Here is a 20259-nt window from a genome sequence, read left to right as displayed (position 1 = left end):
CTAAGCATTTTTACGAATTGACCACCATCTCTCCCCTCCTAATAATACCAAGAAAAGGATAAAAAAGCCAGGTTCATACGGAGTAACTCCTGTAGTTCTACTTTGGAATTTACTTTTTAACTGATTTTCAGAGATCTCTTCTCGAGGAGGACCTTGAAATTTAGCCCATATCCATTCTGGTAATCTACCGTCAAACACCAGATCTGATTGATTCCAAGGCTGATCTAAATAGATAATGTTACCTTTTACTACCTCTTGACGTTTATCCTCTGGTCTCGGACAGATCTGCAATTCTGCGCTTTCTTTTGCATGAGCGCCAAAACGTATATCGTATTTCTTGCCTTCTATTTCTGCAGTATCAATTTCTACATTCACTGCTAAAACTTCCCGTATACTGTTAAGAGCAGCAATGACTTCCTTATGTCCATACGTTACCAAGGCTACCATATTCTTTGGTGCTTCCACCGTATCTCTTGCAGCAGATGGACTGATGTGCAACTCGAATTCACCTGGTACAAACACTTGATCAAAAGCAGAATAATCCGAGTTTGCATCTAAATAGATATGATGTTTGGCCTTGCCTTTCCACGTATTCAAACCCATTTGAAGATCATAAACGAGAGGTTCTTTTTCTTCAGATCCATCAAACCAAAGTACCTTCTCTCCCTTTTGCTTTGCCTGCTCTATTTCAAATTTAAACTGTTCTTTTACTGCTGGCTCTACCCAATGTACCACCTCTGTTTTCATCCATCCTATCCAGGGTTTGGACAAAAACAAAAGTAAAGACAGTAGTACAGCGCATCTAAGGATCAATAAAGGCAAGTCCTCCAGACGAAAGCCTCTGGATCTCTTGACTGCTATTTCCTTCAAGAAACGCGTAGCAGCCCAAGCTATGGGTTTGCCCTTTTTATGGTGCCAAAAGTGGAGAAGTATAGGAAGAATAAGCCCTAATGCTCCCCACCAAATTCCCGGATTCTCCATTACCTTCTGATCAATTTTAATCCCTGACTTATGACTGTAGCTGGATCATCTTGGAGAGATGCCTGAATCAAATGCACATGAGGCATTAACAAATCATTCTTTAGCTCCTCCAAATACTTCCCTATGGCTTCTTTATAACCTTTCTTCACACTATCTGCATCTAATTCATAGTAATCTGAGCCTTCCAAATCGTCAAATCGGAAGAAACCTTTCAGATCTAAACTCTTTTCCTTTTCTCCCAGCAACTGTATGACCAGGATTTGTCGCTTAGGAGATGCCATATTTTTCAGCAAAGCCGTCCATTCTGAATCCATCTGCAGAAGGTCAGATACAAACACTACTAACTCCTTCCCGGCATATAAGGGAAAACTTGCTCTAGCTTGAGGCCAGCCTCCCTCTGCCTTAGCTGATTCCAAGGTGTAGAGTATCTTTTGAAAACTACCCCTCCCTTCCGCAACAGCCTGCTCTACTTTTCCATTCTTTAAGAAAAACAGACTTTGAGGATCATTTTGTCTATATGCCAAATAAGACAGGGATGCTACTAAAGTTTTAGCATAAGTTAATCTACTGACCTCTTCTTCGTAGTTCATAGAAGCGGTCATGTCAATGACAAAACGGACATGCATATGGCTTTCCGTTAAGCTTTCTTTTACCAAGTGCTTGCCGGATCTGGCATATAGCTTCCAGTCTATTCTCTTCAGATCATCTCCTGGCAGATAATGCCTATATTGCTCAAACTCTGTTCCCATTCCATACTTTTTACTAGAATGGACCCCTAGGAGCACGCGTTCACTGATGATTTTTCCTGCTAATTGTAAATTATTTAGCTTTAGGATTTCCATACCAGGTTTTCTATGACTTTATCGGCACTGATTCCTTCTGCTTCCGCCTTGAAATTCAAAGCTATCCTATGTCTTAACACCGGTTTAGCCAATGCTGAGATATCTTCAGGCACTACTGAGAATCTACCTTGCATCAAAGCTCTAGCTTTGGCACAAAGTACTAAAGCCTGACCTGCTCTTGGACCCGCACCCCAGTCGCACCACTGCTTCACAAAATCAGAAGTAGAATCTGCTGGTCGGGTAGAACGCACTAAACCGTTCACCTTGGCTAGTAATTCGTCAGTGATGTGCACTTGTCTGCACAAGTCTTGTAAAGTTTGAATTTCTTTTTCCGTAAATACACCTTGCAAAGGTACATTCCTGGTTCCCGTAGTATTCTTCAATACCATCAATTCCTCCTGCTCCGTAGGATAATTCAACTTGATGTAAAGCAGGAAGCGGTCTAACTGGGCCTCAGGCAGGGGATAAGTACCCGCCTGTTCTATAGGGTTTTGCGTAGCTATAATAAAGAACGGCTTAGGCAACTGGTAGGTAGTACCGGAATAGGTCACCTTATACTCCTGCATGGCTTCTAATAAGGCAGATTGAGTTTTAGGCGGTGTACGGTTAATCTCATCTGCAAGTACCACATGAGCAAAGAGAGGACCTTTATTAAAAACAAAGGTTTTCTTACCTTCATGTTCTTCCATCACCTCTGTTCCTACTATATCACCCGGCATCAAATCCGGAGTGAACTGTATCCTCTTGAAACTCATATCTAGAGCTTCAGCAAGGGTTTTCACCATCAAAGTTTTTGCCAGACCGGGAACACCCTCCAAGAGGCAATGTCCTCCAGCTAATAAGGCAATCAATACTTCATCAATAGCTTCTTCTTGGCCTACAATAATCTTACCTATCTCTTTCTTTAATGCAGGCAGTTTGCTTACAAGTTCTTTATACTCTTTTAAATTTTCCAAAACTCAAACCGTTAATGCGTACTTAATAATATTTACACCGAAACGCGTGTTATCTTCCACTAACCAGCGCTTATTTCGGAAATCGTAGTCCCATTCACAACCGTAATCCTTGTTGCTGTATAAAACTCCTATTCGGCCATTTACTTCCACAGCCTTGAGATAATCGTGCACCAAATCATCGCCCCAACCGTTCAACTCAAAACTCGTAGTAGGAGGCCCATCAAATTCAAAAAAACAAGTGTAAAGGGGATGGTTATTGGGGATCTTGTTTAGTCGGCCGGGGCCGAAGGTCCTCTCCATCTCCAATTCGAAAGATTTAGCGAACAGCCCGTCTATATCGTGGTTACAGTCGTCCACAAAAACAAAACCCCCATTATTTACATACCTCCGGAAATGATCTCTCTCCTGTGTGGAAAATTCCACCAACTTATGACCACTCAGATAGCAGAAAGGACTTTTAAACAGTTCATTACTGCTCAAAGGAATAATCCTTTCCTTCTCATCTATGGGTATAGTTGTGTATTCCACAAGGGAATGCAACAAGTTAGAGGGCATACGTTGGTCTGTATCCCAGTTTCCGGAGGTATATTGTAATCTTGTAAAAAAAAACGGTCTCACTCACTTACCGGCACTAAAGCACCTTTATTAATTATACCGCATCTGAAAGAGACGAGAAGGTAAATTCTCTAATCTTCATGGCCGGAACCATATAACTTTGGTCAGATTCCGTACTCACTACCCTTTCAGATTTGCCTAAACTTTCTAAATTATTCAACATGATGATAGGACTCTCGTTAAAACGGAAATTCTTCACCGGGAACTTGATTTTTCCGTCTTCGATGTAGAAGGTTCCGTCACGGGTCAATCCGGTCATCAGTAAGGATTGAGGATCTACGGGGCGGATATACCATAATTTAGTCACCAAAATTCCTTTTTTGGTACCTTTAATCATGTCTTCCAAACTCTCCGTTCCTCCTTCCATGATGAGGTTATTGGGATAAGGAAGCGGGCTTTTACCTTTTTGCTGTGCCCAATATTGGGAATAAGCCAGGTTCTTCACTACACCCTTTTCTATCCAGTACACCTTATATTGCGGCAAACCATCTCCTGACCATGCGGGAGAGGGAAGATCCGGATTTGTAGGATCAGAATAGATGGTTACTCTTTCATCTACAATCTTCTCACCCAAACGGGTTTTGCCTCCAGGTAAACTAAAGGCGGATCTACCTTCGTCAGCAGACCTAGCATCCAGATCACCGTAAAGGCTTTCCATTAGAACGGCCGCAGCAGTAGGCTCTAATATAACCGTATATTTTCCAGGCTCCAGTGCCTTAGCATTTACAGAACCTTTTGCCTTCGCTACAGCTATTTGAGTCAATGCTTCAGTATCCAGTTTAGAGGCATCATTATATCCTCTGATCACATAACCAGACCCTGTGCCATCACTCGTTCTGACGGTCAAGGAGAAATTGATCAGGGTACTTGGATAATACGCAAACAGCCCTTTGGAGTTCATCATAGCAGAGAAAGCTGTTTGGTTCTCTAAGAATCCAGCTGATGTCAAACCATCCTGATCTGCAATAGCCAAACTCTTGGCTACCGCCTCCGCTCTTTTATCTGCATCAAAAGCTGCTGTACTTTCAAAGTAGCCTTTAGATTCTAGATATTGCTGAGGGCCTAAATTAGGCATGTATTCCGGATTTTCAGGGGCCAGTCTAGCTAACTCCTCTGCCCTTCTAACTACTCTCTCCAGAGAGGCTTCATCAAATTCGTCTATGGTGGCAGTCCCTACTTTTTTACCGAAAGCCGCTTGGACCAAAAGATTTTGGTTAGTTATACTTCCGCTGGTAGACACCTCGTTTCTGGCGTAACGTATGTTACCCTTGATTTCACCGCTTAAGAAGGCTGTACATTCCTCTGCTTTAGAGAGACGTATTACTTTCTCCAAAAGGGCTTTTGCTTCAAATTCGTTTAGTAATGCTTTCATCCGATTTTACGTGCTGTATTGATTACGTTAACCCCATTAAAACGAGCGGTAGAACTACCATGAGACACCGCTGAAGACTGAGAAGGTTGCCCTTTCCCATCAAAGAAAGAGCCTCCTAGGCGGTAATCCTTCGCATCACAAACCTTCACACAAGAATTCCAGAATTCCTGAGTATTCGACTGATAAGCCACATCTTTAAGCATTCCTACAATTTCTCCATTCTTGATCTCGTAGAAAAGCTGCCCTCCAAATTGGAAATTATATCGTTGTTGGTCAATGGAAAAAGAACCATCACCCACTATGTAAATTCCTTTCTTCACATCCTTGATCATATCCTGTACAGAATATGGCGTTTTCCCCGGAGCCAAAGAGACGTTTGGCATTCTTTGGAACTGAACGGAACTCCAACTGTCAGCATAACAACATCCATGCGATTCGTTTTCGCCTAGAATATGTACTTGATCACGGGTGGCTTGATAATTTACCAGTATACCGTCTTTCACCAAGTCCCATTGTTTGGTTTTTACGCCCTCGTCGTCCCAACCCACAGCACCTAATGAGCCTTCTTGTAACTTGTCGGCAAAAAGGTGGACTTCTTTACTTCCATAGTTGAAATTACCAGATTTCAATTTATCTAATGTAGCAAAAGAAGTACCCGCAAAGTTAGCTTCGTAGCCTAAGACTCTGTCTAATTCTAGTGGGTGTCCCACTGATTCATGGATGGTTAGCCACAAATGGGATGGATCTAAAACCAAATCATATTTGCCCGGCTCTACGGATTTAGCGGACAATTTCTCCTTTGCTTGCTGAGCACCTGCAATGGCGTCTTCAAGCATATCATAGCCCTTATTGTAGCGGGTAGTTACACCCGTAACTTTATCAGAAGGGTTACTTTGAAGATAATCATATCCTCTTCCTACCGGTGCACTCAGAGATTGTCTGGTTTCAAATTTACCGGTTTTAGGATCAATGGCAGTAGCCGCAAAAACCGGCCATATCCTGTGCACATCCTGGTCAATGTAGGAACCATCTGTAGAAGCAAAGTACTTTTGCTCATTCACCATGAAGAGGAGAGAATTCACGTAATTCGCCCCATTTTTCATGGCTGCATCATTTACGTTAAGCAGAAGGTCAACCTTCTCCTGAATAGGCACTTCAAAGGCATTACGGGTCATCGGGGTTTTCCAAGAAACCTCTCCATACCCCTTTTGAGGCGCTAGTATCACAGGGCTTTTCATGAGCTTGGAGTTAGCCTTAGCTATGGCTACTGCTTGTTCAGCTGCCCTAGCCGTTTCCGCTTCAGACTTTGCATCTACAATAGCAGCAAAGCCCCAGCATCCGTTAGCGATCACACGCACACCTACTCCATAACTTTCGGTGTTTACAATGTTTTGTACCTTGTTCTCTCTAGTAATGACGTATTGATTGAGATATCTCCCAATCCTCACATCAGCATAGGTAGCGCCATGCGACTTCGCCGCATTCAAGGCAGCATCAGCCAGACGCTTCTTAACTGCCACGTCTAGGCCAGGCTCAAGCAAGGTATGAGCACTCACCGCCCGACCCGTCAACATGATAGTGCCCAGGCCGGCAATCTGAATAAAGTCTCTCCTTTTCAATAGTTTAACTAGGTTTAGACACTAAAGTTAAGTTAAAAAAAACAAGCACGAACGAATTCGTGCTCATTTCCTTATACTGCATCAGATAAACTTGAGAATGTAAAGTCTCTGATCTTCAATGGCGGAATAAGGCTACCGTTTACACGAACCGGCTTACCCATAGCTTCCACGTTATTCAACATGATCACCGGACTTTCATTGAAACGGAAGTTTTTGATCGGATGTTTGATCTTACCATCTTCGATCAAGAAAGTTCCGTCTCTGGTCAAACCTGTGTATAGTAAGGTTTGAGGATCAACGGCACGGATATACCAGAAACGAGTTACCAGAATACCTTTCTTAGTTCCTTTGATCAGATCTGCAAGTGATTCATTTCCACCTTCAAGAATGAATCCACCCGGAGGAGGTACATCTTTCACCCCTTGCTTCTGAGCCCAGTAACGAGAATAGGCTAGATTCTTAACTACACCCTTTTCTACCCACACGGTCTTTTCTCTTGGACGTCCGTCCATGACAAAACCGGAATTAGGAATCTCAGGGTTAGAAGGATCTGAATAAATATTTATGCGCTCATCAAAAAGCTTCTCACCTAGACGAGTACCGCCACCTTTCTTGCTCAAGAAGGATCTTCCTTCATCAGCACTACGAGCATCCAGACTCCTCATCATGTTTTGAATCAAGTCTGCAGCAGCCACGGGCTCAAGGATAACGGTGTATTTACCTGGCTCTAGAGCTACAGTATTCTTTGATGCCAATGCTTTTTGAGCAGCAATTTCAGTTGATGCGGCAGCATTTAGCTTACTAACATCATTATAATCCTGAATAGCATACCCTGAACCCAAGCCATCATCTGTTCTTACTGTTACAGAGAAATCAACAGACGTAGATTTATTGTAAGCAAACAAACCTTTTGAGTTACCCATGGCATTAAAGCCCGCAGAGTCTTCTAGATAGCCTGCAGCCGTCAAATTTTTCTTTTTGCAAATTTCTATACTGGCTAATGCAGCTTTAGCTCTGTACTCCGGATCAATGGCCGCGGTACTATCAGCGAAAGTCTCTTTTACCTCTTTGTACGTTTGAGGTCCAAGCATAGGAACGTACTCCGGGTTTTCCGGCGCAAGTTTTGCTATCTCCTCTGATCTTCTTACAGCCTTTTCTAGCGACTTATCATCAAACTCATTGATAGTAGCCGTCCCTGATCTCTTCCCAAAGAAAGAGGTAATAGACAGGGAAATATTAGAAGATTCTCCACTGGTAGAAACGGTGTTCCGAGCATATCTGATATTGCCGGTTTTTCGTCCGCCAATAGATACAGCGGTTTCGTCAGCTTTCGCGTAAGACAAAACCTTATCTATGATTTTCTTTGCTTCTTCTTTCGTTAAAATTGCCATGATCCATTAGATTTTGCGTCCGGTATTAATTACGTTCACCCCATTGAAACGGGTGGTCGAACTGCCGTGAGACACGGCACTCACTTGTGAGGGTTGTCCCTTACCATCGAAGAAGGATCCGAAGGTACGATAATCGTCCTTGTCACAAATCTGAGCACAAGAATTCCAGAATTCCTGAGTGTTAGATTGATAAGCTACATCGTCAAGCATACCTACGATCTCACCGTTCTTCACTTCATAGAACAACTGTCCACCGAACTGGAAGTTGTAACGCTGCTGGTCAATAGAGTAAGAACCTCTACCTATGATGTAGATACCTTTCTCTACTCCTTTGATCATATCATGGATATTCAATTTCTCTTTACCAGGCAATAGGGAGATGTTAGGCATTCTTTGGAACTGAACAGAATCCCAGTTGTCTGCATAGCAACAACCATGTGATTCCTTTTCACCCAAGATGGCTACCTGATCACGAGTGGCTTGATAGTTCACAAGAATACCATCCTTTATGATATCCCACTGCTTACAAGGTACTCCCTCGTCATCATATCCTACACATCCCAAGGTATGAGGTTGTGTTTTATCTGCTACGATGTTAACGATCTTAGAACCGTAGTTGAAGCTCTTAGTTTTCCATTTGTCCAAAGTAGCAAAACTAGTTCCAGCATAGTTCGCTTCGTATCCTAATACACGGTCTAATTCCGTAGGGTGACCTACAGATTCGTGAATGGTCAATCCTAAATGGTTTGGATCAAGTATAAGGTCATATTTGCCCGGTACTACAGACTTAGCATTAACTTTCTCTTTCGACTGTTTAGCGGCCAAAATGGCGTCCTCCAACATATCATAAGAGTTCCTATAACCTACTAGACCATTAGGTCCTGCAATCTTTTCAGATGCTAGTCCGTCCAGATACTCATAGCCCATACCCATAGGAGAACTTAAGGCATCACGGGTCTTGAATTTACCCGCCGCCTTATCTACCACGGTTACGGTAAAGGTAGGCCAAATTCTATGTATGTCTTGGTCTATATAGGAACCGTCTGTAGAAGCGAAATACTTCTGTTCGTTGATTTGGAAAAGGTTTGAGGTCACAAATGCAGCCCCATTATTCATGGCTTGACCATTGACATTTAGAAGAAGATCAATTTTCTCCTGAATGGGAACTTCAAAGGCATTTTTCTTAATTGGAGTATTCCAAACAACCTCACCTACTCCTTTTTGAGGCGCAAGATTTACCGGCTCAGTTTGGATCTTTGAGTTAGCTTTAGCAATAGCTACAGCAGTTTCTGCACACTTTGCCACTCCGTCAGGAGTAACATCAGAGGTAGCAGCAAAACCCCATGTACCGTTTACAATTACGCGGATACCTACACCGTAGGATTCAGCATTGGAAATATTTTGTACGTTTTTCTCCCTGGTGAATAAGTACTGTTGTAGATAGCGACCGATCCTCACATCCGAGTAAGTGGCACCTTTTGATTTTGCCACATTCAGCGCAACGTCCGCTAATCTTTTCTTCAGCGCGCGATCAGCACGCGGTTCCATCAGTTCCTCAAGGGATACCGGTCGGCCGATCACAGGTATAGAAGATCCCAGAAGGGCACCTACACCCATACCGGACCATTGAATAAAGTCCCGTCTCTTCATAGTAATTTTGGGTTGTTAAAGAATACTTAAAAGTATTAAATCAAGCGCAAATCGCTGCATGAAGAGCAAAGAAATAAACTTCCGCGAAGATGAAAGGAAGTTTTTGGTAGATAAGAGAGATTTTAGCGACTAACCAAGAAGTCTGTACGCAAGGTAGATGCTACATTCTCATGATAGGCAGAAATAACCTTTTCATGGATTCCGGGATATATTCTTTTGTCTCTAAACGCAGAGCTACTTTTATAATATGTTTCGTGCAAAACTTCGGTATATCCTTCGGGAGTAGGAATCAGACGAATAAACTGTGATCCTTCAGATGCACCTCGTTTTAGGTAGCAAATTTGAAGGCTTCTGGCTTCTTCATTCACGGCAACTACCTTGTGAGCTACTGCCAACTTGTAGATCCCTCCAAATAAACGCAACTGGATAAATAAAATCTGCCCCACTTTCATTCCAGAATACTCGTTATCATCATAAACCATAGGGGTATTTGGTGAATCATATAAGCATCCGAACGATACCAGCTTCCCTATCCAGCATTGACGCGGCTTACTCCCCTTATAAGCAGCCCAAACGGCATCAGGAGAAGCTTTGATCAAAAAACTTTTGGTATTCTTAGAATATGAGCCATCATCTTGAAAACAGGTGGTCTCTAATCTATTAAAATCTTCCTTTAGTACTAAGGCGTTCTCAGCCATTAACTTCCTAACCTTTTTCTGCCTGATCCGAGTAAAATCAATGATTTCTGCTTGTGCACTAAGACTCATGCACAATAATAGTGAGAGGAAGGTTTTCATGGTGGTTTTATCTGAGGTTGATATTCTATGTAAGATACTAAAAATCTTTCATATTACCAAAGAAAAGACAAAAAAAATAGGAAGCTTTCGCCTCCTATACGTTAAATCTAAAGTGCATTACATCTCCGTCCTGCACCACATATTCTTTCCCTTCTATTCGGAGTCTTCCGGCTTCTTTACAAGCCGCCTCTGTCTTATATTTGATGCGGTCTTCAAAGGAGATTACCTCAGCTTTGATAAAGCCCTTCTCAAAATCCGTGTGAATAACTCCGGCAGCTTGAGGAGCTTTCCATCCTTTTCCAATAGTCCAGGCTCTAACCTCCTGAACACCAGCAGTAAAGTAAGTAGCCAGATTTAATAATTTATAGGCTGAACGTATCAACTTATGCAGACCCGGTTCAGTCATATTATATTCGCTAAAGAACATGGCCTTATCTTCAGGATCTTCCATTTCTGCGATCTGCGCTTCGATACTATTGTTCAATACAATCATCTCAGCACCTTCTGCATCTGCCACTTCTTGCAATGCTTGAGAATATTTATTACCGGTTAACATAGAAGCCTCATCTACGTTAGCCACATATAAGGTAGGCTTTACGGTTAAAAGGAAAAGGTCATCAATGGCCACCATTTCTTCTTTAGAGAGGCCCATTCCTCTCACGTTTTTACCTTGCTCTAACCATTGTTTAACACGCTCAAGGACCTCTAATTCAAATTTTGCCTGGGCGTCTCCACCCACACGAGCTACTTTCTGAATACGCTGAATCTTCTTGTCTACAGATTCTAAATCTTTAAGTTGTAATTCTGTATCTATAATCTCCTTATCAGACACCGGATTGATGGCTCCTTCTTCCCTTAACACATTGTCATCTTCAAAACATCTGACCACGTGAATGATGGCATCCACCTCTCTAATATTCCCCAAAAACTTGTTACCCAGACCTTCACCTCTGGAAGCACCCTTAACAAGTCCGGCGATATCCACTATCTCGATTTGAGTAGGAACTACACGATTAGGATTGACTAATTCAGCCAATTGATCCAAACGAGTATCCGGAACATCCACTAATCCTACGTTAGGATCGATAGTACAGAAACGATAATTCGAAGCTTGCGCCTTCGCACTTGTACTCACTGCGTTAAACAAAGTGGACTTTCCTACGTTTGGTAAGCCTACAATACCTGCCCTTAAAGCCATACGATTCAAAAAAATTTTCGCAAAAGTACGGTTTTATCCCCCATTTACCAACTTATTTTATGGCAAACGTAAACTATCTAAGCGCCTTGCGGGACTAGGCCGTTCAATCTTCTCGATCTTAATGAGTGTATCTTCTTTGAACCTGTTTTTATAGGTCAGAATTGAATCTATTTCTGCAGCACTTAAACTATCAGATTCTATCTCTTCCACTCCTGTAGAGTAACATCCTAAGTAGTCTTTCTCAATCTTAACTCCAGGTTTAGGGAATGGTCCCGCTTTATATCCCAGTTCCTTATCCGTATAAACCTTATTCATGAAAATACCGAATATAGGCAAAGCCGCCTTTGCACCTTCACCTTGACTACCTCTGAAGTGAATACTCCTGTCATCTCCACCTACCCATACACCGCAAACCAGATCCTTAGTAAAGCCCACATACCATGCATCAGAATAATTAGAGGTAGTACCTGTCTTACCTGCTACTTGGCCACCATTCTGAAACAAAGCATTGTAGTTAAACATTCTTCTACCTGTTCCTCCTGGATCCTCCACGTTTCCTCTGAGCATGTATTGCATTAGGTACGCTGATTCTGGTCGGATGGCCTGATGCTCCTTCGGTTTGAATTCAGCAATCAGTTTTCCTTTACTATCTTCTATTTTTACTAGTAGAATGGGTTCTCTGTACATACCTTCGTTCACAAATATGCCATAAGCTCCCACTAATTCGTACAGGGAAACATCTGAGGTACCTAAGCCTATAGATGTCACATTATCTAACTTGGATTTGACACCCATTTTCTGAGCGTATTCAATCACGGTGCGAGGTTTCATTTCGTCTACCAGTTGGACAGCCACCGAATTCACGGACTGCGCCAATGCAGATCTTAGGGTCAGGTGGGCTCCAGTGAACGTACCATTGGCATTTTTTGGTCTCCAAACCTTTTCCTCTCCATTCTCTTTCCACTTATACTCCACCATTTTATCTTCACGTCTATCGCAAGGACCTAAATTCATAGGGCCATCTATGGCTGCCGTATACACAAAAGGCTTGAAAACAGAGCCGGGCTGACGCTTACCCTGTTTTACATGATCATATTTAAAATGATCAAAATCAACTCCCCCTACCCAAGCTTTGATATGTCCGGTATAAGGATCACAAGCCATCATACCCGCTTGCAAAAAGCGTTTATAATAACGTAGAGAGTCCATGTGGGAGATTTCTTTCTCTATGGGGCCTGACCAACTGAACAACTTCATCTTCATGGGAAGATTCATGTAGTAGTTGATGGAATCTATATTTCCGTCATATTTCGCTTCTAATTGCTGATAGAATTTTGTCCTTTTGGCTACGGTCTCTATGAAGTTCGGGATCTCGTCACCGCTTTCGTAGGTCCATGGATTCTTATCTTTCCACTGAGCATCAAATTCTTTTTGAAGCATGCGCATATGTTGCTCCATAGCAGATTCTGCATAAAGCTGCATTCTACTATCTATACTGGTGTGTATTTTAAGTCCATCTCTATAGATGTCAATATCTACGTCATTTTCTTTAGCCCAGTTCTCGATTTGTTTAGCTAAAGCTACTTTGAAATAATTACCTAGTCCATCATTTGGATCCTCAATGTTCACATCTAATTTGATGTCTTCTGACATTATCTTTTCTGCTTCTTTAGCATCTAAATCTCCATTTTGGACTAATCTATTCAGAACGGTATTTCTACGTTTCTTAGAATTTTCAGGATTACGGATGGGGTTATAATAGGTGGTGGCCTTTTGCAAACCTACTAATACGGCACATTCTGAAATGTCCAGTTGGTCAGGAGTCTTATTAAAGTACGTCTTAGCAGCGGTTTTAATCCCGAAAGCGTTATTACCATAGTCCACGGTGTTTAGATACATGGTAGCTATTTCGCCTTTGGTAAATCTCTTTTCTAATTGTACGGCTGTGACCCATTCTTTGGCCTTATAAATAAAGGTGCCTACTATAGGAACATAGTACAGCAGCCCTCTCATTTCCTTTTTTCGGGTGTTATAAAGATTCTTTGCCAACTGCTGAGAGATAGTACTTCCTCCACCTCTATCCGTATTACCGGTAAGAATCCCAAAGGCCACTGAAGCCATGCGTTTTAGGTCTATCCCGGAGTGTTCATTAAACCTTTTATCTTCTGTAGCTATCAAAGCTTTGAACATCCAGACTGAAATATCAGAACTATCTACGGCCGAACGATTTTCTGTAAAAAACTTTCCTATTTCCTTACCGTCTGATGAGAGTATCACGGAGGATTGATTCAGTTTTGGGTTCTGAAGATCTTCTATACTGGGCATACCTCCTGTGAGCCACAAGAAATTTGTACTCAACTGCAAGAAGAAACCCAAAGTCAGTCCTATAGCCCAGTACGCTATTCTGTAAATCTTACGAATCAAAGGATAATTTGCTCCTTGCTGCTTTAAATGACCGTATAAGATTTTATCAAGTTTTTGGTCGGCTTTAGACAAAAAGATCTCTACCTGAACCGCTTTCTCTTCACTTAAAACGCTTCTTAAACCCTTTTGAAGGTAAGGGCGAATACTGAATTCTTTAAAACGTGCTAATATTCCCACTTTGATCTGGTAAGTAGGCCAAAATTATATTATAATCTTTAATTTCAAATCATTTAAGTATGTCTTTAAAGCAGCATACCCCATAAATCGCTCTGAAATTAACCTAAGTTAATTAAACCTAATAGTTCCTAGGATTAACATTGCAAAATACTTCGAATAGGATGAACAAAAAGCTACATTATTTCTCAGGCATTGTACTTTCCATTTTTATTGCCCTACATCTCCTAAATCACTTAGGAAGTATATGGGGAGCGGAGGTGCATATTCAGAGCATGAATTACCTACGAATACTGTATAGAAACATTGTAATTGAAACTCTATTATTTTGCAGTGTAAGCATCCAGATATTTAGTGGTTTAAGATTAGTGTACAAAAGGAAAACCCTAAAGCTCAGCTTTTTTCAAATAATCCAAAACTACTCCGGATTATACTTAAGCTTCTTTCTACTGGTTCATCTATCTGCAATTATGGTAGGCAGGTATTATTTAGAGTTAGACACCAATTTTTACTTTGGCGTTGCGGGATTAAATACCTTCCCCATAAACCTCTTTTTCATACCCTACTATGCTCTAGCATTGATCTCTGTATTTACCCATTTAGCGGTAGTACATAAGACCAAGACCTCCATAAAGATAATCTCTCCACAAGCTCAATTTTACATCATCATGATCCTTGGAACTTTAATCACCATAGGCATATTCTATGGACTTACTAGCCATTTTCAGGGAATCGATATACCAGAGGAATATCGGATTTAAATATTCCACAAAAAAGTAGGTCTGATGCTCATTTGAAACTTTATAAGGTGGTTTCTGGTCACACCATAGCCATTCAAATGGAAAGGCAAAAACAACTATTCACAAATCTTCCACTAATGATTCACTTAATGATTCAAAGGGGAATGCTTGATGCAGTTGCGATTTAAATGGGACAAATTGCCTTAGTGATTATTTGCACATTTAGTACCAGGGCCTTACATGTTTTGGGAAGGGAAAATCTTTGCAGAAACCTAATGAGAACCGAATCATCCGAATTTGGTCTAAAAAGGCATTACTACTTAGTTCCAAACGAAAGAATAACATGGAATAAACACTTTTTTTCCTCCCTTCAGAAAAAAGGAATACGGCATATATCTCTTTATTTATAATTTACTACATTTGTAAAATTTAATTCCCAAAATTGTCTATTAAATAGATAAAACCAACGCATAAGTCAAACTGCATTTAAAGCCATTCAACTGAATACAATCTATTAAACTATTAAATAATTAGATATGTCCGATACTATCCTTGAGGTAAAGAATGTTGTAAAAAACTACTCGAACCACAGAGCCCTGGACAATGTCAGTTTAAGCGTACCAAAAGGTGTAATTTATGGCTTATTAGGTCCTAATGGAGCCGGTAAAACCTCACTTATCCGCATTGTTAATCAAATCACCGGCCCAGATGAAGGAACGGTACTTTTTGATGGTAAACCCTTACATCCGGATAATATATATGACATTGGCTACCTTCCTGAAGAACGGGGATTATACAAAAAGATGAAAGTTGGAGAACAATTGCTTTATCTAGCCAGGTTAAAAGGTCTTACAAAGGACCAAGCCATGGAAAAGTTAAAGGAATGGTTCATCAAATTTGACATCAAGACCTGGTGGGACAAAAATGTGGAAGACCTTAGTAAGGGTATGCAGCAAAAAATCCAATTTGTAGCTACAGTCTTACATCAACCTAAACTCATCATCCTAGATGAGCCTTTTTCTGGCTTTGACCCTATAAATGCGAGTTTGATCAAAGATGAAATTTTGGAACTGAAAGAGAAAGGTTCTACTATCATCTTCTCCACCCACAGAATGGAATCAGTAGAAGAACTATGTGATTACATAGGCTTGATCAATAAATCTAAGAAGGTTCTTGAAGGCAAAAAGTCTGAGATCAAACAGCAATTCAAGCCAAACACCTTCTCTGTGGAATACACGGGTCAAATAAATATGGAGAATCAAACATTTGAAGTATTGAACAGCATTTGCCACTCAGACGGTTTAATTTCATCCACTTTAAAAGCTAAGTCAGAATTTACCTCTACTGATATTCTTAGAGAACTTCTTTCTCAAGTGCATATCGTGGCATTCCGAGAAGATGTAGCTTCCATGAATGATGTCTTCCTTAAATCAGTTAAAAATTCTAACTAGACCTATCATATGAAAAATATTTTCCTCATCATTCAAAGGGAATACCTGACCAGAGTTAGAAAAAAGTCCTTTATAGTGATGACCATTTTAGGTCCTGTCCTCATGGCTGCTTTATATGCAGGCATCATTTGGGCAGCCATTTCCTCTGTGAACCAGAAAAAGATTGAGGTTCTAGATGAAAGCTCCTTATTTAAAAACAAGTTCAAGAATTCGTCTACTTTCACCTTTTCTTATAGAGAAGGCAACTTAGATAGTTTAAAGCAGAACCTCAAAGCTAGCGGATCAGATGCCTTGGTATATATCCCTGCTAATATTCTAAACGAGCCTAATTCTCTGAAGATCTACAGTGAAAAGGGAGTATCTCTGGAGTTGCAAAACAATATAGAAAGGGAAATCGAGAACGAGATAGAGAACATTAAGCTTACTGAGGCAGGCATTACTAGAAGTACCTTAGAGCAAGCCAAAGTAAAAGTCTCTGCAGAGACAATAAGTATGAAAGCCGGAGAAGAGAAGAAAAGCTCCGCCACTGCTGCCTCAGTTATTGGGGGGATTGCTGCGTTTTTGATTTACATGGCCGTATTTATTTATGGAGCACAAGTAATGAGGAGTATTACAGAGGAGAAAACCAGCAGGATAGTTGAGGTGTTAATTTCGTCTGTAAAGCCTTTTGAGCTGATGATTGGAAAGATCATTGGGGTAGCTTTAGTGGGATTAACGCAGTTTGGTCTTTGGATTGTGTTAAGTACAGCTATCTTCACTGCCGGCGGAAGGATCTTAGCGGATAAGGTAACAGATTCTACGGTTCAGTCCGTTGCTACTGCACCAAATGCGCAAGAGGTATCTAATGATCTATTGCCTAGTATCATGGGCGCGGTTAATACTTTACCGGTAGGGACCATCATTTTGTGTTTTATCTTATACTTTATTGGAGGCTATCTATTGTATAGTTCACTGTTTGGGGCAGTAGGATCTGCGGTTGACAGTGAAACGGATACTCAGCAATTCATGTTACCTATCACCATTCCCATCATTGCCTCATTTGCTATAGCTCAAATAGTGATTAGGGACCCTTACAGCCCACTTGCTGTCTGGGCTTCCATGATACCATTTACCTCTCCCATCATCATGATGGTAAGAATACCTTTTGGTGTCCCTACTTGGCAAATTATAGTTTCATTAAGTCTATTGATTGCAGGATTTATATTTACCACTTGGGTAGCTTCTAGAATATACAGGATAGGCATACTGATGTATGGCAAAAAGACAACTTGGAAGGAATTAGCCAAGTGGCTTTTTTATAAGGCGTAAAATTTTTTAACTAAATACTATTTTAATAAAAAGCCCTGTGTGGGCACTTTAAAGAACCTGATTATGCGTGAGAAAACCTTTTTAGGACATCCCGTAGGACTATTTGTCCTGTTTTTTACGGAGATGGGGGAACGGTTTAGTTTCTATGGCATGAAAGCCATCCTATTTTTGTATTTGATCAAAGGAGTAGAAGACGGGGCCCTTGGGCTTCCTGAAGATTTAGCGGGGGCGATATTTGGTCTATACGCTGCTGCCGTGTATATCTTAACCTTGCCCGGCGGGTGGATTGCAGATAACTTAATTGGCCAGAAAAAAGCGATATGGTGGGGAGGTATTATCATCATGATCGGTCACATCCTTTTAGCCATTCCGGGGTCTAATGCCTACTTCTTTGCAGGCTTAGTAAGTGTAGCATTTGGTACCGGATTGTTAAAAGCAAATATCAGCTCCATCGTAGGAGACCTCTATCCGGAAGGAGGTGCGAAACGTGATTCCGCATTCTCCATCTTCTATATGGGAATCAACAGCGGTTCTTTACTAGGAATGATCATTGTAGGGTATTTGGGTGAAAAGATTGGTTGGCATTATGGATTTGGAGCTGCGGCCTTTGCCATGTTCATTGGATTAATTGTTTTCAGAAGTTTTAGGGGACCACTAAAACATGTAGGTAACGAGCCGGAAGTAAAAGGTAGTCCGAATTTCCTTTATGCATTAGCGGCTATCTTGTTAATCATCTTCCTAATACTGTACTTTGAGGTGATCTCCTTAGTAGAGTTTACCAATTACATGCAATACGTAGTTCCACTCTTGACCGTATTGTACTTTGCATACATTGGTTTCTTTGATTCTTCGTTGACGGTTGCGGAAAAGAAAAGAGTTGCGGTTCTATTTATATTCTTCGTAGGTGCGGCGGTGTTCTGGTCGGGATTTGAGCAGTCTAGCACTACTTTAACCATCTTTGCTGAAAGATACACTGATCGCCATATTTTTGATTGGGAAATGCCGGCTTCCTGGTTACAGTCAGCGAACTCCTTCTTTATCCTAATTTTCTCCGCTGTGTTTGCAGCCCTTTGGATATTCTTAGCTAAGAAGAAGATGAACCCGTCTACTCCCTTGAAATTCGGTCTAGGCCTCTTCAATTTGGCATTGGCCTTCTTTGTATTATTTACGGCTAGTAAATTAGTTCTAGATGGTACAAAAGCAAATGTGGGCTGGTTACTTCTTACCTATTTACTTTTCACTTTGGGAGAGTTATGCGTGAGTCCGGTAGGATTAAGTACCTATACAAAGCTTGCCCCTAGAAAATACTACTCCCAAATGATGGGCTTATGGTTTGTGGCGGCCTCTTTGGGTAATTTGATTGCCGGACTGTTTGCTGGAAACTTTACGGTTGATGCTGTAAATGATATACCTGGATTATTCTTACAGGTGTGCTTAATCAGCTTAGGTATTGGTTTGATATTAGCGGTATTCTCCGGTCCCATTAAACGTTGGATGGGAGGTATAGAATAAAAGAAAGCGGGATTAACCTCCCGCTTTTTTTGCTTTATAGCCTTCTTTTAACAAATAGGCTAAGATCTTATCTCTATGATCACCTTGGATCAGCACTTCTCCATCTGAGGCACTACCACCTGTACCACAGAGGCCCTGTATCCTCTTCTTCAGGGCTTGCAGATCACTTTCTTTGCCTATAAAACCACTGATCCTACTGACTAGCTTCCCTCCTCCTTTTCTATCCAGCCAGATCTTCAATTCCTGCTTGCTGTTTTCTAAGGTTTCTATCTCATCATTTCCCGAATCATATTCAAAATCCGGGTTAGTAGAATACACTATACCTCCTTTTCCTTTCTTCATTATATTATAACTTTCAGTGCCTTCTCTTCAATCTTTACATGTACAGTGGGACCTTCTAAATCTACTGCTTCTCCATCTATATGTGCATGTAAATCTGATAGATCTTCTAATTTCAAATCTTTAAAATTCAAATGCTCAAAATAAGGAAAACCGTTCAACCTTTTGGAAATCAAACGTATGCCTAGATCTGCAAAACGCCATTTAGGATGAGGCAAAATCATGGCGCAATCCAGCAAACCGTCATCCACCCTGGCATGAGGTGCTATATAGGCATTATTCCCAAATTGCCCCGCGTTAGCAAATGTAATAGAAAAGTAACGTTTAATTCCATTTTGGTATCTAGCTTCAATACCTGTATAAGAGAAATATCTTTCAAATATGATCTTGATGTAATTCCAAAGCCCTCTAGAGTGCTTCTTCTTGGCAAAATCATGTGCACATAAGGCATCAAATCCCACACCTGCTGTACAAAAGAAGGGTTTACCGTTCAAGTAACCTACATCAATAGCTCTAACTGTACCATTGCTGACCACAGACAGTGCTTCTAAGGGCTCCGTAGGCAATCCCAAATCACGCGCTAAACCATTACCGGACCCCAAGGGTATGATTCCCATGCTAGCATTTGTATGAACCAATAATTTGGCAATATCATTAACCGTCCCGTCTCCGCCTGCAACAACAAACTCTGTGATTCCTTGTTCAAGGTAATTCAAGATCCTTTCGGCTCTTCCATCATAAGCTTCTTCAAAAATGACTTGATGGTTCGGCCAATGGGAAAGTACCAGATCTTTTGACAAGGATTTTCCTTTACCGGCGGAAGGGTTTATAATAAATATTAGGGTTGGCTTGTTCAACTTTAATCAATATATTTGAAATTCATTTTTTCT

Annotated in this window: 17 protein-coding genes; 4 read left to right on the top strand and 13 right to left on the bottom strand. The window is 41.1% G+C overall.

The window, feature by feature from the left end:
- The 11 genes from LBYS_RS18505 to LBYS_RS17310 all read right to left on the bottom strand — a co-directional run bounded on the left by LBYS_RS18505 (position 1) and on the right by LBYS_RS17310 (position 14022).
- Positions 1–981, bottom strand: coding sequence for a BatA domain-containing protein (locus tag LBYS_RS18505; protein WP_013410147.1), 981 nt, complete (start codon positions 979–981; stop codon positions 1–3).
- Positions 981–1823, bottom strand: coding sequence for a DUF58 domain-containing protein (locus tag LBYS_RS17355; RefSeq protein ID WP_013410146.1), 843 nt, complete (start codon positions 1821–1823; stop codon positions 981–983). Before LBYS_RS17355 ends, LBYS_RS18505 begins: the two co-directional genes overlap by 1 nt.
- Entirely contained in the window at positions 1811–2779 is a 969-nt protein-coding gene (locus LBYS_RS17350; RefSeq protein WP_013410145.1) for an AAA family ATPase, read from the bottom strand. The genes LBYS_RS17355 and LBYS_RS17350 overlap by 13 nt, the downstream gene beginning before the upstream one ends.
- A gap of 3 nt (positions 2780–2782) precedes the next feature.
- Positions 2783–3397 carry a DUF4159 domain-containing protein gene (locus LBYS_RS17345; RefSeq protein ID WP_013410144.1) on the bottom strand — a complete coding sequence of 205 codons (615 nt, stop codon included), beginning with the start codon at positions 3395–3397 and terminating at the stop codon, positions 2783–2785.
- A gap of 31 nt (positions 3398–3428) precedes the next feature.
- Positions 3429–4766 carry a TldD/PmbA family protein gene (locus tag LBYS_RS17340; RefSeq protein ID WP_013410143.1) on the bottom strand — a complete coding sequence of 446 codons (1338 nt, stop codon included), beginning with the start codon at positions 4764–4766 and terminating at the stop codon, positions 3429–3431.
- Positions 4763–6385 carry a TldD/PmbA family protein gene (locus LBYS_RS17335; protein WP_013410142.1) on the bottom strand — a complete coding sequence of 541 codons (1623 nt, stop codon included), beginning with the start codon at positions 6383–6385 and terminating at the stop codon, positions 4763–4765. Before LBYS_RS17335 ends, LBYS_RS17340 begins: the two co-directional genes overlap by 4 nt.
- A 71-nt stretch (positions 6386–6456) precedes the next feature.
- A complete protein-coding gene (locus LBYS_RS17330) occupies positions 6457–7776 on the bottom strand; it encodes a TldD/PmbA family protein (protein ID WP_013410141.1) in 1320 nt (439 codons plus the stop codon).
- A gap of 6 nt (positions 7777–7782) precedes the next feature.
- On the bottom strand, positions 7783–9426 hold the full coding sequence (locus LBYS_RS17325) for a TldD/PmbA family protein (protein ID WP_013410140.1): 1644 nt from the start codon (positions 9424–9426) through the stop codon (positions 7783–7785).
- Positions 9427–9548: 122 nt separating this feature from the next.
- Positions 9549–10223, bottom strand: a complete 675-nt coding sequence (locus tag LBYS_RS17320; protein WP_013410139.1) for a hypothetical protein — start codon at positions 10221–10223, stop codon at positions 9549–9551.
- A 94-nt stretch (positions 10224–10317) separates the two neighbouring features.
- Positions 10318–11421 carry a redox-regulated ATPase YchF gene (gene ychF, locus LBYS_RS17315; protein WP_013410138.1) on the bottom strand — a complete coding sequence of 368 codons (1104 nt, stop codon included), beginning with the start codon at positions 11419–11421 and terminating at the stop codon, positions 10318–10320.
- Between the two features lie 57 nt (positions 11422–11478).
- A complete protein-coding gene (locus tag LBYS_RS17310; RefSeq protein WP_013410137.1) occupies positions 11479–14022 on the bottom strand; it encodes a penicillin-binding protein 1A in 2544 nt (847 codons plus the stop codon).
- A gap of 161 nt (positions 14023–14183) precedes the next feature.
- On the opposite strand from LBYS_RS17310, the gene LBYS_RS17305 reads away from it, so the two are divergent.
- The 4 genes from LBYS_RS17305 (at position 14184) to LBYS_RS17290 (ending at position 19030) form a co-directional block, all read left to right on the top strand.
- The gene (locus LBYS_RS17305) at positions 14184–14780 is read left to right on the top strand and encodes a hypothetical protein (RefSeq protein WP_013410136.1); all 597 of its coding nucleotides are present in this window, start codon (positions 14184–14186) and stop codon (positions 14778–14780) included.
- A 515-nt stretch (positions 14781–15295) separates the two neighbouring features.
- Entirely contained in the window at positions 15296–16210 is a 915-nt protein-coding gene (locus tag LBYS_RS17300) for an ABC transporter ATP-binding protein (protein ID WP_013410135.1), read from the top strand.
- A 9-nt stretch (positions 16211–16219) separates the two neighbouring features.
- On the top strand, positions 16220–17518 hold the full coding sequence (locus LBYS_RS17295; RefSeq protein WP_013410134.1) for an ABC transporter permease: 1299 nt from the start codon (positions 16220–16222) through the stop codon (positions 17516–17518).
- A gap of 63 nt (positions 17519–17581) precedes the next feature.
- Entirely contained in the window at positions 17582–19030 is a 1449-nt protein-coding gene (locus LBYS_RS17290) for a peptide MFS transporter (protein ID WP_041824948.1), read from the top strand.
- Between the two features lie 12 nt (positions 19031–19042).
- Here the strand turns inward: LBYS_RS17290 and LBYS_RS17285 are convergent, their stop codons facing one another.
- Together LBYS_RS17285 and LBYS_RS17280 are read right to left on the bottom strand one after the other, a co-directional pair.
- Complete coding sequence (locus LBYS_RS17285; protein ID WP_013410132.1) at positions 19043–19372, bottom strand: translation initiation factor; 330 nt, start codon at positions 19370–19372, stop codon at positions 19043–19045.
- Positions 19372–20226 carry a diacylglycerol/lipid kinase family protein gene (locus LBYS_RS17280; RefSeq protein ID WP_013410131.1) on the bottom strand — a complete coding sequence of 285 codons (855 nt, stop codon included), beginning with the start codon at positions 20224–20226 and terminating at the stop codon, positions 19372–19374. The genes LBYS_RS17285 and LBYS_RS17280 overlap by 1 nt, the downstream gene beginning before the upstream one ends.
- Between the last annotated feature and the right edge of the window lie 33 nt (positions 20227–20259).

The organism is Leadbetterella byssophila DSM 17132 (genome assembly GCF_000166395.1).
GTDB lineage: Bacteria > Bacteroidota > Bacteroidia > Cytophagales > Spirosomataceae > Leadbetterella > Leadbetterella byssophila.
The sequence above is the reverse complement of the archived record's forward strand: the minus strand, read 5'-3'. Positions and strand labels throughout refer to the sequence as shown.